The sequence below is a fragment of the Prevotella sp. AM23-5 genome (genome assembly GCF_003473645.1).
GTDB lineage: Bacteria > Bacteroidota > Bacteroidia > Bacteroidales > Bacteroidaceae > Prevotella > Prevotella copri_A.
In genome coordinates, this window is the sequence record NZ_QUCG01000034.1 from 16,256 (window position 1) to 30,711 (window position 14,456).

11 protein-coding genes are annotated in these 14,456 nt (G+C 49.6%); 2 read left to right on the forward strand and 9 right to left on the reverse strand.

Translation table 11 applies throughout. The features are described from left to right. Window positions 1-29 precede the first annotated feature (29 nt). The 9 genes from murC to rsmH form a co-directional block, all read right to left on the reverse strand. Window positions 30-1,406: a UDP-N-acetylmuramate--L-alanine ligase gene (gene murC, locus DW657_RS09675; protein WP_118312343.1), complete on the reverse strand. Its 1,377-nt coding sequence runs from the start codon at window positions 1,404-1,406 to the stop codon at window positions 30-32. Then, window positions 1,406-2,512, reverse strand: coding sequence for an undecaprenyldiphospho-muramoylpentapeptide beta-N-acetylglucosaminyltransferase (murG, locus tag DW657_RS09680; RefSeq protein WP_117662444.1), 1,107 nt, complete (start codon window positions 2,510-2,512; stop codon window positions 1,406-1,408). The genes murC and murG overlap by 1 nt, the downstream gene beginning before the upstream one ends. A gap of 103 nt (window positions 2,513-2,615) precedes the next feature. Then, complete coding sequence (locus tag DW657_RS09685) at window positions 2,616-3,893, reverse strand: FtsW/RodA/SpoVE family cell cycle protein (protein WP_118312344.1); 1,278 nt, start codon at window positions 3,891-3,893, stop codon at window positions 2,616-2,618. Between the two features lie 57 nt (window positions 3,894-3,950). Next, a complete protein-coding gene (gene murD / locus DW657_RS09690) occupies window positions 3,951-5,288 on the reverse strand; it encodes a UDP-N-acetylmuramoyl-L-alanine--D-glutamate ligase (RefSeq protein ID WP_118312345.1) in 1,338 nt (445 codons plus the stop codon). Between the two features lie 41 nt (window positions 5,289-5,329). After that, the gene (gene mraY, locus DW657_RS09695; protein ID WP_089544082.1) at window positions 5,330-6,598 is read right to left on the reverse strand and encodes a phospho-N-acetylmuramoyl-pentapeptide-transferase; all 1,269 of its coding nucleotides are present in this window, start codon (window positions 6,596-6,598) and stop codon (window positions 5,330-5,332) included. Window positions 6,599-6,632: 34 nt separating this feature from the next. Further along, window positions 6,633-8,093 (reverse strand): UDP-N-acetylmuramoyl-L-alanyl-D-glutamate--2,6-diaminopimelate ligase, encoded by a 1,461-nt coding sequence (locus tag DW657_RS09700; protein WP_118312346.1) that lies wholly within the window; start codon window positions 8,091-8,093, stop codon window positions 6,633-6,635. A 38-nt stretch (window positions 8,094-8,131) separates the two neighbouring features. After that, window positions 8,132-10,288 carry a penicillin-binding protein gene (locus DW657_RS09705; protein WP_118312347.1) on the reverse strand — a complete coding sequence of 719 codons (2,157 nt, stop codon included), beginning with the start codon at window positions 10,286-10,288 and terminating at the stop codon, window positions 8,132-8,134. Further along, window positions 10,285-10,752: an FtsL-like putative cell division protein gene (locus DW657_RS09710; protein ID WP_187360446.1), complete on the reverse strand. Its 468-nt coding sequence runs from the start codon at window positions 10,750-10,752 to the stop codon at window positions 10,285-10,287. The genes DW657_RS09705 and DW657_RS09710 overlap by 4 nt, the downstream gene beginning before the upstream one ends. A gap of 47 nt (window positions 10,753-10,799) precedes the next feature. Then, a complete protein-coding gene (gene rsmH, locus DW657_RS09715; protein WP_089544079.1) occupies window positions 10,800-11,714 on the reverse strand; it encodes a 16S rRNA (cytosine(1402)-N(4))-methyltransferase RsmH in 915 nt (304 codons plus the stop codon). A 373-nt stretch (window positions 11,715-12,087) separates the two neighbouring features. Here rsmH and DW657_RS09720 point away from each other — a divergent pair, with 373 nt between their 5' ends. Beyond that, complete coding sequence (locus tag DW657_RS09720) at window positions 12,088-12,915, forward strand: glycerol acyltransferase (protein WP_118312348.1); 828 nt, start codon at window positions 12,088-12,090, stop codon at window positions 12,913-12,915. Window positions 12,916-12,996: 81 nt separating this feature from the next. Then, a complete protein-coding gene (locus tag DW657_RS09725) occupies window positions 12,997-13,989 on the forward strand; it encodes a GNAT family N-acetyltransferase (protein WP_089544077.1) in 993 nt (330 codons plus the stop codon). Window positions 13,990-14,456: the final 467 nt, after the last annotated feature.

Below are 14,456 nucleotides of genomic sequence, written 5' to 3' on the forward strand. Positions count from 1 at the left end.
TGTTTGCACAAGCCCCTGTCTCCGGGGGCTTATTTTGATTCTAGAATCTTTGTGATCTCTGGAACATAGTTGTCCAGATCTCCAGCTCCCAGAACGACGAGTACGTCGAAGTCACGGCTCTTCACCAGGTCGAGTACTTCTTCCTTGTGAATCATGCTCTTCTCTACGCCTGGTTTCAGGTTGTCGTAGATGAGCTTGGAGGTAACTCCTTGGATAGGCTGCTCGCGAGCAGGATAGATATCGCAGAGGATGACTTCATCGAGGAGACTCAGGCTGTTGGCAAAGTCCTTGTAGAAGTCACGGGTGCGGGTGTAGAGGTGAGGCTGGAAGATGGCTGTAATCTTGCGATCTTTGTAAAGCTCACGAATACTCTTTGCACTCTGGTAAATCTCTTTTGGATGATGAGCGTAGTCGGAAAGGAATACGAGCTTGTCGTTCTTGATCTTGAAGTCGAAGCGGCGGTCCACGCCTCCGTATGTCTTCATTCCGTTGCGAAGCTCATCGGCGGTACAACCATTCAGCTGCGCCATTGCCATTGCTGCCACACCATTTGTGATGTTGATTGGCACTGGCTGTCCGAGCTCTACACCTGTAACGTTTTCGATAGGAGAGATGAAGTCGAATGTGATTCCGCCATTCTCTATCTTGATGTTCTCAGCGTGGAAGTCGCCTTCGTCCTGGCTGTATTCGTATATCTTGACGCCGTCCTGTACGTGCTGCTTCATCTCCAGGTCTTTGTGGATGATGAGCGCACCGCCCGGCTGAATCAATTCTGTATAGTGACGGAAGCTTTCGAGATAAGCCTCCTTGGTACCATAGATGTCGAGGTGATCAGGATCTGTAGATGTGATGACGCTCATCCATGGGCGCAACCAGTGGAAACTGCGGTCAAACTCATCTGCTTCGATGACTACGAAGTCGCTCTTGTCTGAGAGAATGTAGTTGGTGCCATAGTTCTTGGAGATTCCTCCGAGGAAGGCATTGCAGTCGAGATGGCTCTGGTGCATGATGTGGGCACACATGGTAGAAGTAGAAGTCTTGCCGTGTGTACCTGCCACGCACAGTCCCTTGTGGGTGCGGGTCAGGGTACCCAGAACCTGTGCACGCTTCTCGATGGTGAATCCATTCTCGCGGAAGTAAACCAGCTCCTTGTGCTCAGCAGGGATGGCTGGTGTATAGACAACCAGCGTGTTCTTGGCATCCTTGCAAGCCTCAGGGATGAGATCTACATTCTCTTCGTAGTGGATGAGCATTCCTTCTTTCTCCAACTCGTGAGTGAGATTGGAAGGAGTCTTGTCGTATCCGGCTACAACCAACTTCTTGCTGAGGAAGTATCTGGCGATGGCGCTCATACCGATGCCGCCAGCACCTACAAAATAAACTGCTTTAATATCCTTGATTTCCATTATCTTGTTGCTAATTTGATTACTTCGTCGGCGATGACGTCGGCTGAGTTCTTTAATCCTAATTTCTTGATGTTCTCACAGAGTGAGTTGAGTTTATCCTCGTTCTTGACTGTGTTGATGGCTTTCTGGAGCAATTCGTTTGGCGCATCAGCATCTTTCACATAGATGGCTGCATCCTTGTTTACCAGTGCCATGGCATTCTTGGTCTGATGGTCTTCTGCCACGTTAGGGCTTGGGACGAGGATGACAGGCTTTCCGATGAGGCAGAACTCACTGATACTGCTGGCTCCGGCACGGCTGATCACGAGGTCGGCAGCCTTGTAGGCTGCGCCCATGTCGCTGATGAAGTCGGTAACCTTGAGCATTGGAAGTTCCTTGCCCTTGAGTTGCTCCATGATGGCTGCGTTGTAGTACTTACCTGTCTGCCAGATAAACTGCACGCCGCTTTCCTTCACGAGGTCGAGGTGCTGTAGCACGCTCTCGTTGATGGTTCTTGCACCGAGGCTTCCGCCCACGAGCAGGATGGTTTTCTTGTCAGGGTCGAGACCGAACTGCTTTCGTGCCTCTTCCTTGGTGAGGGTAGTCTCCAATACGTTCTGGCGTACTGGATTTCCCGTCATGATGATTTTGTCGGCAGGGAAGAAACGTTCCATTCCTTCGTAAGCCACGCATATCTTTTCTGCCTTCTTTGCCAGGAGCTTGTTGGTCACACCTGCGTATGAGTTCTGTTCCTGGATGAGGCATGGAATACCTTTGCTAGCGCAAACGTTGAGTGTAGGACCGCTGGCGTATCCGCCCACACCTACAGCAGCCATTGGCTTGAAATTCTTGATGATGCTCTTGGCCATGTGCTGGCTCTTCCATATCTTGAAGAGAACAGCGATGTTCTTGAGCAGATGCTTTCTGTCGAAACCGCAGATAGGCAATCCTTTGATTTCATAACCTGCTGCAGGAACACGCTGCATTTCCATTCTGCCGAGTGCTCCAACAAACAATATTTTGGCATCAGGGCGCTTTGCCTTGATGGCGTTTGCGATGGATACGGCAGGGAATATATGACCGCCTGTACCGCCTCCACTTATGATAATTCTCAGTTCATTATTCATAATCCATTCTTGTTTACGACCCGAGGGTCAACAATTTTCACGCAAAGGTAAGCAAAAAAATCCATTTAATGGCATTTTTTACCTTATTTATGATACTCTTTTGTTATGCAGCAGCAAATTTGTCAAAATTTGCTTCGTTTTGAGGCAAATCTTTCTTTTTTGCGGTTCTACTGATGCTTAAGATGATGCCCAGGTAGAGACAGTTGATGATGGTTGAGGTTCCACCTCGGCTGATGAGCGGAAGTGGCTGACCAGTAACCGGTGCCAAGCCTACAGCTACAGCCATATTGAACAGTGCCTGGATAACCAGCATGATGGCAAGTCCCATGCACAGGAATGCTGGGAATGTGTTCTCACACCGGTTGGCGATTCGCCCGGCTCTGAAGAGCAGAATGATGTAGAGGAATGCCACAAAGAAGGCACCCCACAGTCCCATTTCCTCGATGATGATGGCGTAGATGAAGTCGGAGAATGCCTGAGAGAGAAAATCTCGTTCTACGGAGTTTCCCGGTCCCTTTCCCACGATATTCGATGAGGCGATGGCGATGTTGGCATGGGCCACCTGCGCATCCTTATCCAGGTCCACGTCTTCCGGAGCCACTGGCTTGGAATTGATAAACTTGTCGATACGTGCTTTCCAGGTATCTGCTCGGTGGAACATCTTCTCTGCCATACCTGGTGCTTCTTCCTTCTCGTTGATGTTCTCTGTGAGCGTATTTTCCGGCTTGTTTCCTCCGTTTTCCTTGTCTTCACCCACGATCATGACGCCGGCGAAGACAACGCAGATAAATATCAAGACGCTGCCCACGAGTTTGCCTATCTGACTCATAGGTACTCTTCCGATGATCATCATGCATAAGATAGTGATGCACAGAAGCATGGCGGTGGATAAGTTCTCAAGTCCGATGAGGATGATAAACGGGCAGCAGGCCGTCAATACATACTTGAAGGCTCTCCGTTCTGCACCATTCTGCGTCTGCATTGCACTGAGAATCTGTGCCACTACCAGCACCACCGCTCCCTTGGCTATTTCCGAAGGCTGAAACTGGATGCCCACCAGGTTAATCCAGCGGGATGCGCCATTGGTGGATTGTCCCGCTATCAAAACCCAGATGAGTAAGCCCTGAGATGGAAATATCACAAAAGGAGTGACGATCTTGAAGTACTTACACTTAACCTTGAGCATACATATCATGGTGCCTAAGCCTAGAAAAAGGAGACCTATATGGCGTATTACCGGCGCCATATAGTTACCACTCTTGTACGACAAGGAGCTAGAGGCGGAATACACCTCTATGATGCTTATCATACAGAGAAAGAAGAAGACCATCCAGATGACCTTGTCTCCCTTGAATATGTTGCCTATGGTCTTATTGTTCATTTCTTAACTGTCCTATCTCTAAAATTATTATCACTTAAGTTCTTGCCAAATGAAAAGTTATTCACCGATGGCTCTTGCCAGTGCCTTGAACTGCTCGCCGCGGTCCTCCATGTTCTTGAAGAGGTCGAAGCTGGCGCAGCATGGGCTCAGCAATACGGTGTCGCCTGGCTTGGCCAGCTCCTGGCAGGCAGCCACGCAGTCTTTCATACTGTGGGTGTCGCGAACAGGAATGCCCAGGGCGTCGAAGTTGTCGTGCAGCTTCTGGTTGTCGGCTCCGAGATATACGATACCTGCACACTTCTCCTTTACCAGGTCCTTGATCTGGTTGTAATCGTTGCCCTTGTCCTTACCACCGATGATGAGGATGGTAGGGGTTGTCATGCTCTCCAGAGCGTACCAGCAAGCATCCACATTGGTAGCCTTTGAGTCGTTTACATAGTAAACTCCCTTGAACTTGCCCACCTTTTCCAGTCGGTGCTCTACGCCAGGGAAGTCGCTGAGGCCCTTGTGCAGGGTCTCGTGGTCGATGCCAACGATGTTGCAGGCGAGTCCGGCTGCCAGGCTGTTGTAGATGTTGTGCTTGCCGCGCAGGCTCATGTCTGCCTGTGGCATCTCGAAGGCTGATGGGAACTTGAGCTTGTACTTGCCGTCCTCGATGTAGCCCACGCATCCTTCCTCGTTGAATTCTGAGAATGGGCAGAGGTGTGACTTGAGGTCATACTTCTCCAGTTCCTTCTTCACGATAGGATCATCGTTCCAGAAGATGAAGCTGTCTTCCTCTGTCTGGTTCTGTGTGATGCGCATCTTGGCATCGGTATAGTTCTGCATCTTGAACTCGTAGCGGTCCAGATGGTCTGGAGTGATATTGAGCAGGATTGCCACGTTGGCACGGAATTCGTACATGTTGTCAAGCTGGAAACTGCTCAGCTCGATGACGTAGTACTTATGAGGTGTCTCTGCCACCTGCAGCGCCAGACTCTTGCCGATATTGCCAGCCAGTCCTACATCGTAGCCAGCCGACTTGATGATGTGATAGATCAGCGAAGTAGTTGTGGTCTTGCCATTGCTACCTGTGATGCAGATCATCTTGGCATCTGTATATCTGCCTGCAAATTCTATTTCGCTGATGATAGGAGTACCCTTTGCCATCAGTTTCTGAATCATAGGGGCTTCCTTAGGAATGCCCGGGCTCTTGATGACTTCATCAGCGTCTAAGATTTTCTCTTCAGTATGATGTCCCTCTTCCCACTCAATGCCGTGGTCGTCCATCAACTTCTTGTAGTTGTCCTTGATCTTAGACATGTCAGAGACAAATACCTCGAATCCCTCTTTCTTCGCCAGCACGGCAGCACCTGCGCCACTTTCGCCAGCTCCTAAAATTACAATTTTGCTCATTGTTGTATCTTTATCTTGTCAGGCTGATAAGAGCCTTTGTTTTATCTTATCTTCAATGTGATGATGGTGAGTGCTGCCAGGATGATGGTCACGATCCAGAAACGGATGGTAATCTTCGATTCGTGGTAGCAGTTGCGAGGCTTCTTCCACAGATACTTGCAGTCTGGATCCAACTGGCTGTCCTGTGTACGGAAGTTGTCGTGGATAGGCGTGCGCTTGAAGATGCGCTGCTTGATGCCTCTGCGCTTACCCAGCTTGTAGTAATATACCTGCATCATCACGCTGAGGCTCTCTACGAAGAAGATTCCGCAGAGGATAGGCAGCATCAGCTCCTTGTGGATGATGATGGCGCCCACGGCGATGATACCGCCGATGGTGAGCGAACCGGTATCGCCCATGAACACTTGCGCAGGGTAGGCATTGTACCAGAGGAAGCCGATGAGGGCTCCGATAAAGGCACAGAAGAATACCACCAGCTCCTCGGAGCCTGGAATATACATGATGTTGAGGTAGGCGGCAAACTCGATGTGCGACGACACATACGCAAGAATGCCTAATGCCACACCTATGATGGCGGAGTTTCCGGCACACATTCCATCCATTCCATCGTTGAGGTTGGCACCGTTGGAAACGGCGGTAACCACGAAGATGGTCATGATTACAAAGAGAATCCAGCCTGCAGCTACCTTGTGCTCACCACAGAAGCTGGTGATACTGGAGTAGTCGAGATTATGTCCCTTGATGAAAGGTATGGTGGTTTTCAACGACTTTCGTGCCTCTGCCCGATGCTTTACCACCGTCTCCTGTCCCTGGCGTTCGATGGCGAGGTTCTCGTTCATCTTCACGTCTGGAGAAGCCCAGAGCACCAGACCTACGATGAGGCCGATACCAACCTGTCCTACGATTTTATATTTACCCTTCAGTCCCTCTTTGTCGCGCTTGAAAATCTTGATGAAGTCATCCATACCACCGAGGAAACCAAGCCATACGGTAGTGATGATCATCAGGATCAGATAGATGTTGCGCAATCTGCCGAGCAGCAATACAGGTACGAGGATGGCCAGGATGATGATGACGCCACCCATGGATGGGACACCGATCTTCTTTACGCCGAATGGGTCGATGCTGGCATCGCGCTGGGTCTCGGTAATCTGCTTGCTCTTGAGGTACTTGATGAACTTCTCGCCAAACCATGCAGAGATGACGAGTGATAAAATCAGTGCGAGCAGGGCACGGAATGAGATGTAACCCCACATGTGGGAACCTGTGATGCCCCACTGCTCCAGAAATCTAAAAAGATAGTATAACATTTTTCTTCTTCTCTTTTTCTATTAGATGATAATACTACTTGTTGATACCGAAGATTTCGCGAAGCACTTCCTTGTCATCGAAGTGATGCTTCACGCCCTTGATCTCCTGGTAGTCTTCATGTCCCTTTCCGGCAACGAGGATTACATCGCCCTTCTTGGCCAGCATGCAGGCTGTGCGGATTGCTTCCTTGCGGTCAACGATGCTGATCACCTTCTTCATCTGCTGGGCGTTGAGACCAGCCAGCATGTCGTTGATGATGTCCTGTGGCTCTTCGAAGCGAGGGTTGTCGCTGGTGATGATAACCTTATCGCTCTGCTTGACTGCCTCTTGTGCCATCAACGGGCGCTTGCCCTTGTCACGGTTTCCACCGGCACCGCAGACGGTAATCACTTCGCCGCCCTTGCCGTCGAGAACCTCGTGGATGGCATTCAGTACGTTCTCCAATGCATCTGGTGTATGAGCATAGTCAACGATGGCTGTATAGCCTTCTGGCGACTGGATAGGCTCCAATCGTCCGTTTACGCTGTGAAGGGTACTCATCACAACGAGTACATCCTCCGGCTTCTTGCCGAGCATGACGGCTGCACCATATACGGCAAGCAGATTGCTTACATTGAATTTTCCGATAAACTGTACGCCTACCTCTCTGCCATCAATCTCCAGATACATGCCGCCGAAGTGACACTCCAGAATCCTTGCCTTGAAGTCTGCCATAGAGCGGGTAGAGTAGGTCTTCACGGTAGCCTTGGTGTTCTGTACCATGATCATGCCGTTCTTGTCGTCGGCATTGGTGATGGCGAAGGCTGTCTTAGGCAGACCGTCGAAGAAAGCCTTCTTGGCGTTGCGGTAGTTTTCGAATGTCTTGTGATAGTCTAGATGGTCGCGGGTGAGATTGGTGAACAGTCCGCCGGCGAACTCCAAACCGCCGATACGCTTCTGTGCGATGGCATGAGAAGAGCACTCCATGAAGGCGTATTCGCATCCTGCCTCTACCATCTTGCCCAGCAGCATGTTCAGCTCGATAGGGTCTGGGGTAGTGTGGTCGGCAGGAATAGCCTCGCCCTCAATGTAATTGCAGACGGTGGAGAGCAGACCGCACTTATGTCCGAACTTGCGGAACATATTATATAATAAGGTGGCGATGGTGGTCTTGCCATTGGTGCCAGTCACGCCAACCAACTTCAGCTTCTTGGATGGATCACCATAGAAGAGTGTAGCCACTTTACCTACAGCATCTTCAGTAGATGCTACCTGAATGTAAGTTACGCCTTCGATTTTCTCCTCAGGCATATCCTCGCACAAAACCGACTTTGCGCCCAGGGCCAATGCCTTTGAAATAAACTGGTGGCCGTCAACCTGAGTGCCCTTGATAGCAACGAACAAGTGACCTTCCTTAATCTTTCGGGAGTCGATGTTTACGCCCGAAACCTCTACATCAGCATCACCGACAATCTGAATCGGCTCGATGTTTTTGAGTAATTCTTGTAACTTCATATTTAATATCTTTATGTATTTACACCTTATTATATATATTAGTTCAATTCGATGATACAGATGGAACCCTTCTTGACCGGTGTTCCCGGCATGAGACTTTGCTTGATTACCTTGCCTCTGCCATGAATCCTGGTTCTGATTCCTCTGCTCTCCATGCAGAAGATAGCGTCTCTGGCTCCCATGCCTGTAATATCGGGCACGGTGCTTTTGCCGTATTGCTTCTCTTTGAAAAGCTTGATGCTTCTGCTTCCTATGCGTTCTGCCTTGCCCCAGATAGGATTGCCGTTGGCGTAGCTTCCACTCCAGTTGGTGTTGGTCTTGATGCCCAGGTGGGTGAGTACGTAGTCGGCAGCCAGCACGTTTCCGTTCTTCACGTCCGGAACGAAGATGGAGGCTGAATCCTTGGCATCCTTTACGTCGAGTTTCAGGCTCTGTGCCATGATGCCTTCGGCAATGTCGTGGAATACCTTGCCACTCATGCTTCCGCCGGAAGCTGGCAAACCTGATTTCTGAATGCAGACGATACAGCTGTAGCGCGGATTGTCGGCAGGGAAGTAGCCGGCGAAGCTCACCAGATAGTTGGTAATGCCGTTCTTGTAACCGCCGGCTCCCTTGGAAACCTGAGCCGTACCGGTCTTTCCGGCAACCTTGAAGTTAGGCGAACCGGCTTTTTTGCCCAGTCCCAGGCTAACCACCTGTTCCAGGATGGTCTGCATCTTCTTGATGGATTGCGGTTTGGCTATCTGTGGGCGCATCACCTCTGGCGGAAACTCCATGATGGTTTCTCCGTTCTTCACTACCTTGCTCACGAATCTAGGACGCATCATCTTGCCGTTGTTGGCGATGGTGTTGTAGAAGGTGAGGGTAGAGATCGGTGGCACCTGCGTTTCGTATCCGATACTCATCCATGGCAAGCTGGTCTTTGCCCAGTTGTCATACTGTCCGTGGCTGTTTCTGTGCGGCATTCGGATTCGGGCAGGAGTAGCTCCCACCAGCGGAATCTTCAGGTCGTCGTGCAGACCGGTGCGATAGATGCCCTGTACGAATTTCTCCGGACAGTTGTGGTAGTGGTCGTCGATGATTCGGCTCACACCGATGTTAGAACTGTACCACAGTGTCTTTGCGAAGGTCAGCATTCCATATCCGCCCTTTCGCCAGTTATGGTCCTTCATGTCTCGTCCGTACATCTGCCAGACGCCACATCCCGTTTCCACGTGACAGGTAGTATCTACCACGCCATCATCGAGCGCAACGAGCAGCGAGGCAGGCTTGAATACCGAACCCGGCTCCAGAAGGTCGCTCACGGCATGGTTGTGAATCTCTCTGTATTCGCCGTCGAAGCATTTTTCCATGTTTACAATGGCCTTGATGTCGCCGGTAGGCACATCCATCACGATGGCTACACCCACGTTGGCATTGATTTCCTTCAACTCTTCGATGAGTGAGCGCTCGGCAAGATCCTGCATGCTCACATCGATGGTGGTAACGATGTCGGCACCGTCGATAGGAGGGGTATCGGTGATGTCGAGGAACTTGTTGCGCACCTTGCGGCGATGCACGATACCATTGGTTCCGCGCAGGATGGAGTCATAGCTCAGCTCCAGTCCGAATCTGGCGGTATCCTTAGCACCAAACATGGCTCCGATGGTTCTTCCTGCCAGCGAACCGTAGGTGCGGGTGCGGGCATTGTATTCCTCCCAGTGGAATCCGCTCTTGTAGGGAGTGAGGCGGAAAATTGGCAGTGCCTTCACCTCGGTGAAGGTGTTATAGTCGATACGACTTCCATATACCGCCCAGTGGCGGCTCTTCTTGCCGCGTCCCTCTATGAGATGGCGCTTGAATTCCTCTGCTGTTTTCTCCGGGAATATCTTGTGGAGTCCCTGGCAGATGGAATCCTGCTTGGCATCCCAAAGCGAGTCGTTGCCGGCTTCGGTCAGCGCCTTGAAGTCCATGAATACCTTGAACTCTGGCAGCGAACTCGCCATCAGCTGTCCTGCGCAGCTCAGGATGTTGCCTCTGTTAGGCTTCACGGTCACGGAGTCTCTCTTCTGTCGCTCGGCAACCTGCATCCAGTAGTCGTGCTTAGCCGTCATGATGTAGAGTGCTTTTCCTACGATGGCGGTGGCAATCAGGGTCATGATGATGGCGATGGCACTATAGCGCGGCATTACTTTCTTATGCTCAAACTTGCTCATTCTTCTGGTACGTTTATGATGTAAGGAGGTTGTGTGGCGATGTGCAGGGTGCTGTCCTTGCTGTGCTTCAGCATGTCGAGCACATTGCTTTCACGACTCTTCTCTGTTATCTGACTGCTGGTTGACAGTGCTTTGTATTTCGTGTCTTGCAGCTCTTTTTGCAGTTGATCCAATTCGATGAGATCCTTCTGGATGCTGTATCGGTTGGATATGTAGATAATGATGAAAACCACGATGAGCATGAACAGCCATATCTGCTTTCTGATGATTTGTGCGGTGAGGATGTCGCCACCCAGAATCTTGCGCAGTGTGAAGCTGGCAGAACCCGACACTTCCTCCTCGATGGCCTGCTTGGCAATCACTTCCTTGAGCGAAGCCTGCGGAGCCGGTTTGGGAGCTTCCGGCTGCGCCTTCTGCTCTTCAGCCGGGATGCTTGTTTCTGGTTTTTCTTTATCTTGTTTCATTTTCTATTGCATTACATGATTGCAGTTACATGATAATCTCATTTACTCTATTTCTTTTCTGCGATTCTCAACTTGGCGCTGCGGCTTCTCGGGTTTCTCTCCTGCTCATCGGCATCTGGTATGATTACCTTGTTGTTAACGAGCTTGAAAGGCGTCTCGATTCTTCCGAAGAAGTCCTGTTCTACCTTGCCTTCTGGATTGCCCGCCTTCATCATGTTCTTCACGATGCGGTCTTCCAGCGAGTGATAGGTAATCACCGAGAGTCTTCCTCCCGGCTTGAGCAGTTCGGTGGCAGAGCGGAGCATTTCTTTCAGAGCGTCCATCTCGTGATTCACCTCTATGCGCAGTGCCTGGAAGAGCTTGGCCATCTCCTTCTTCTCCCGCTCTCGCTTGAAGAGGGGTTCCACGGCAGCCATGAAGTCCTTGGTGGTCTTGATAGGGCTTGCGGCTCTTGCCTTGACCAGCGCTGAAGCGATGCGGCGGGAATTCTTCAGTTCGCCGTAGAGATAGAAAATGTCGGCAAGTGCCTCTTCCTCGTATTCGTTCACGATGTCGGCAGCAGTCTTCCCGGCTCTCTTGTTCATGCGCATGTCGAGAGGAGAATCAAAGCGGAAGGAAAATCCGCGGGTCTCGTCGTCGAAATGATGACTCGATACACCGAGGTCGGCGAGTAGTCCGTCCAGTCCCTCCACGCCATAGTATCTCATCCAGTTCTTCAGGTATCTGAAGTTGGAGCATACGAAGGTGAAGTTGGGATTTGCCACCACGTTGCGCTCGGCATCAGCGTCCTGGTCGAAGCTGTAGAGATGTGCTCCCTCGCTCAGGCGGGAGATGATCTCCCTGGAATGTCCTCCACCGCCGAAGGTAACATCTACATAGATGCCGCCTGGCTGGATGTTGAGTCCGTCAACGCTCTCTTTGAGGAGCACGGGTACGTGATATGTTTCTGCTGTCTTGATCATTCTTCTTGATTCTTTTTCTTTTGTAAGTTACTTATTTTTAACTTGTTTCTTTCACGTGCATGTACTTATATACAGCGCGTATGTACCTATTTAATAGGAATTCGGCTCCAAAGGTACATAAAAATCCTCACATAGCTCCATGTTTCCCCACAAATTTTATGAAACGGGCGCAAAAAAATGATTTTTTCATTTTTTCGCTCCTTATTCGCTGGTATCTAGTAATTCGCGAAAAACGATGTTTTTTGTCTTGATTTCTCCCGAAAAGATGGAAAAATGCACTATTTTTTAGCTTTATTGATAATTTTTCGGGAAAAATGACTCATATTTAAAAAAGAAAAACTAACTTTGCAGGAACTTATTAGGTTTACTGAAAATGAGTGGTTCAATAGAGAAAACGATAGACATAGAAAAGATACTGAAGAACAAGATGGGGAGCAAAGCTAAATTTGTTCCCAGATTCCTCGTGTCTTGGCTGAAAAAGATTATACACGAAGACGAAGTGAACAAGTTCTTGTGGGAAAGCCGCAACCTCTCCGGTACGGACTGGCTTACAGAATGCGTGCGCTATCTGAAGATGGATGTAGAAATCGTAGGCTTGGAGAATTTGCCGGATAAGAATGATGGCAAGCTCTATACTTTCGTGTCTAATCATCCGCTGGGTGGACAGGACGGCGTGTGCCTCGGCTCCATCATCGGAACGCATTATGATGGTAAGTTCCGCTATCTGGTAAACGATCTGCTGCTCAATCTTCCGGGCTTGAAGCCGGTGAGCATCGGCATCAACAAGACCGGCCGACAGAGCCGTGACTTCCCTCGCATGGTAGAGGCTGGATTCCAGAGTGACAACCACATGCTGATGTTCCCTGCGGGATTGAACAGCCGCAAGCAGCCTGATGGCAGCATCCGCGATTTGCCTTGGAAGAAGACTTTCATCTCCAAGAGTGTGGAATATCAGCGTGATGTGGTGCCTATCCATTTCGGTGGGCAGAACTCCGAACGGTTCTATCGCATCGCCAGGTTCAGCGACAAGCATCTGCCTTTCAACCTTGCCATGATGTTCCTCGTGGATGAGATGTACAAGAATGTGGGCAAGCATTTCCGCATCGCCATCGGCAAGCCGATTCCCTGGCAGACTTTCGATCACAGCAAGTCGGCTACAGAGTGGGCTCAGTATGTGAAGGACAGGGTTTACGAACTCTAGTGAGAACCCTTTTACAGTGAGCAATCATAGAAAAAGTAAGAGAAATAGAACAAGATAATTATCGATATTATATAGAGAATTATGGAAGAAGAAATCATCCAACCGATTGACCGCGAACTGCTGAAGAGCGAGTTGACTCCCGAGAAGCAGCTTCGTATGACCAACAAGAGTCATAACGAAATCTATATCGTTACGGCTAATGATTCGCCAAATGTATTGAAGGAAATTGGTCGCCTTCGTGAAATCGCTTTCCGCGAAGCAGGTGGTGGAACGGGTAAATCGATGGACCTTGACGAATTCGACTTTGGTGACAACTGCTACAAGCAGCTTATTGTCTGGAATCCAGATGCTAACGAGATTATCGGTGGCTACCGTTATCTTCTGGGCAAGGATTGGGAACTTGATGAAAAGGGGCAGCCTAAGCTTGCTACCAGTCACATGTTCCACTTTTCAGATAAGTTCCTGAAGGAATACATGCCATATACTGTGGAGCTGGGCCGTTCGTTCGTCTCTCTCGAGTATCAGAATGTGCGCAAGAATACCAAGAGTATCTTTGCTCTCGACAATCTCTGGGACGGATTGGGTGCCCTTACCGTGCTCTATCCGGATGTAAAGTATTTCTTCGGCAAGATGACGATGTATCCTTCTTACATCCGTCGTGGCCGCGATATGATTCTCTACTTCCTCAAGAAGCATTTTGATGACAAGGAGAACCTGGTGATTCCGATGAAGCCATTGAAGTTGGAAACTCCTGAGAGCGAGATGGCAGCTATCTTCACGGAAGATGATTTCCGTGCTGACTATCGCATTCTGAATCATGAGATTCGCCAGCTCGGTTTCAATATTCCTCCTCTGGTGAATGCCTATATGAACCTCAGTCCTACCATGAAGCTCTTTGGTACAGCCATCAATTATGGCTTCGGCGATGTAGAGGAGACGGGCATTCTCATTGCCGTGGATGAAATCCTGGAGGAGAAGCGTATTCGCCATATCAACAGCTTTATTGAGGAACATCCTGAGGCGCTGAAGATTACAAGCGGTGCCAACAAGATTTTCTACAAGGAAAAAGAATAGTATTTTCTAATTTACTCTTCACTCTTCACCGGGATGGTATAAGGTGTTGTAAATTAGATGGTTAGGCGGGTGAAGAGTTGAGCTGACTCTTCACCTCTCTTCACCACTCTTCACCCATATTATTTTAGAGGAAAGAATATCAGAGAGGCAATGGTTCCGTCATCAATGAAGACTAGGCTTTGTCATCAATGAAGACTAGGCCCTGTCATCAATGAAGACCAGATCTTGGAATAAATGATAGCTGAACCTCGCGATAAGTGAAGAGTGGTGAAGAGTGGTGAAGAGTGAACCACCACTCTTCACCGCCCACACCCCCAGTGTTTATAGGGGTTTCAGCCGATTTGGTGAAGAGTGAAGAGTAAAAGCGAGAGTAGTCTTTTTACAGATAGTTCAGCTGAATTTTATCTCCCGACGTATCGTTTTGTGCCTGGCAATGGCACAAAGTTGCCCTGGTAAAGGGCAATATC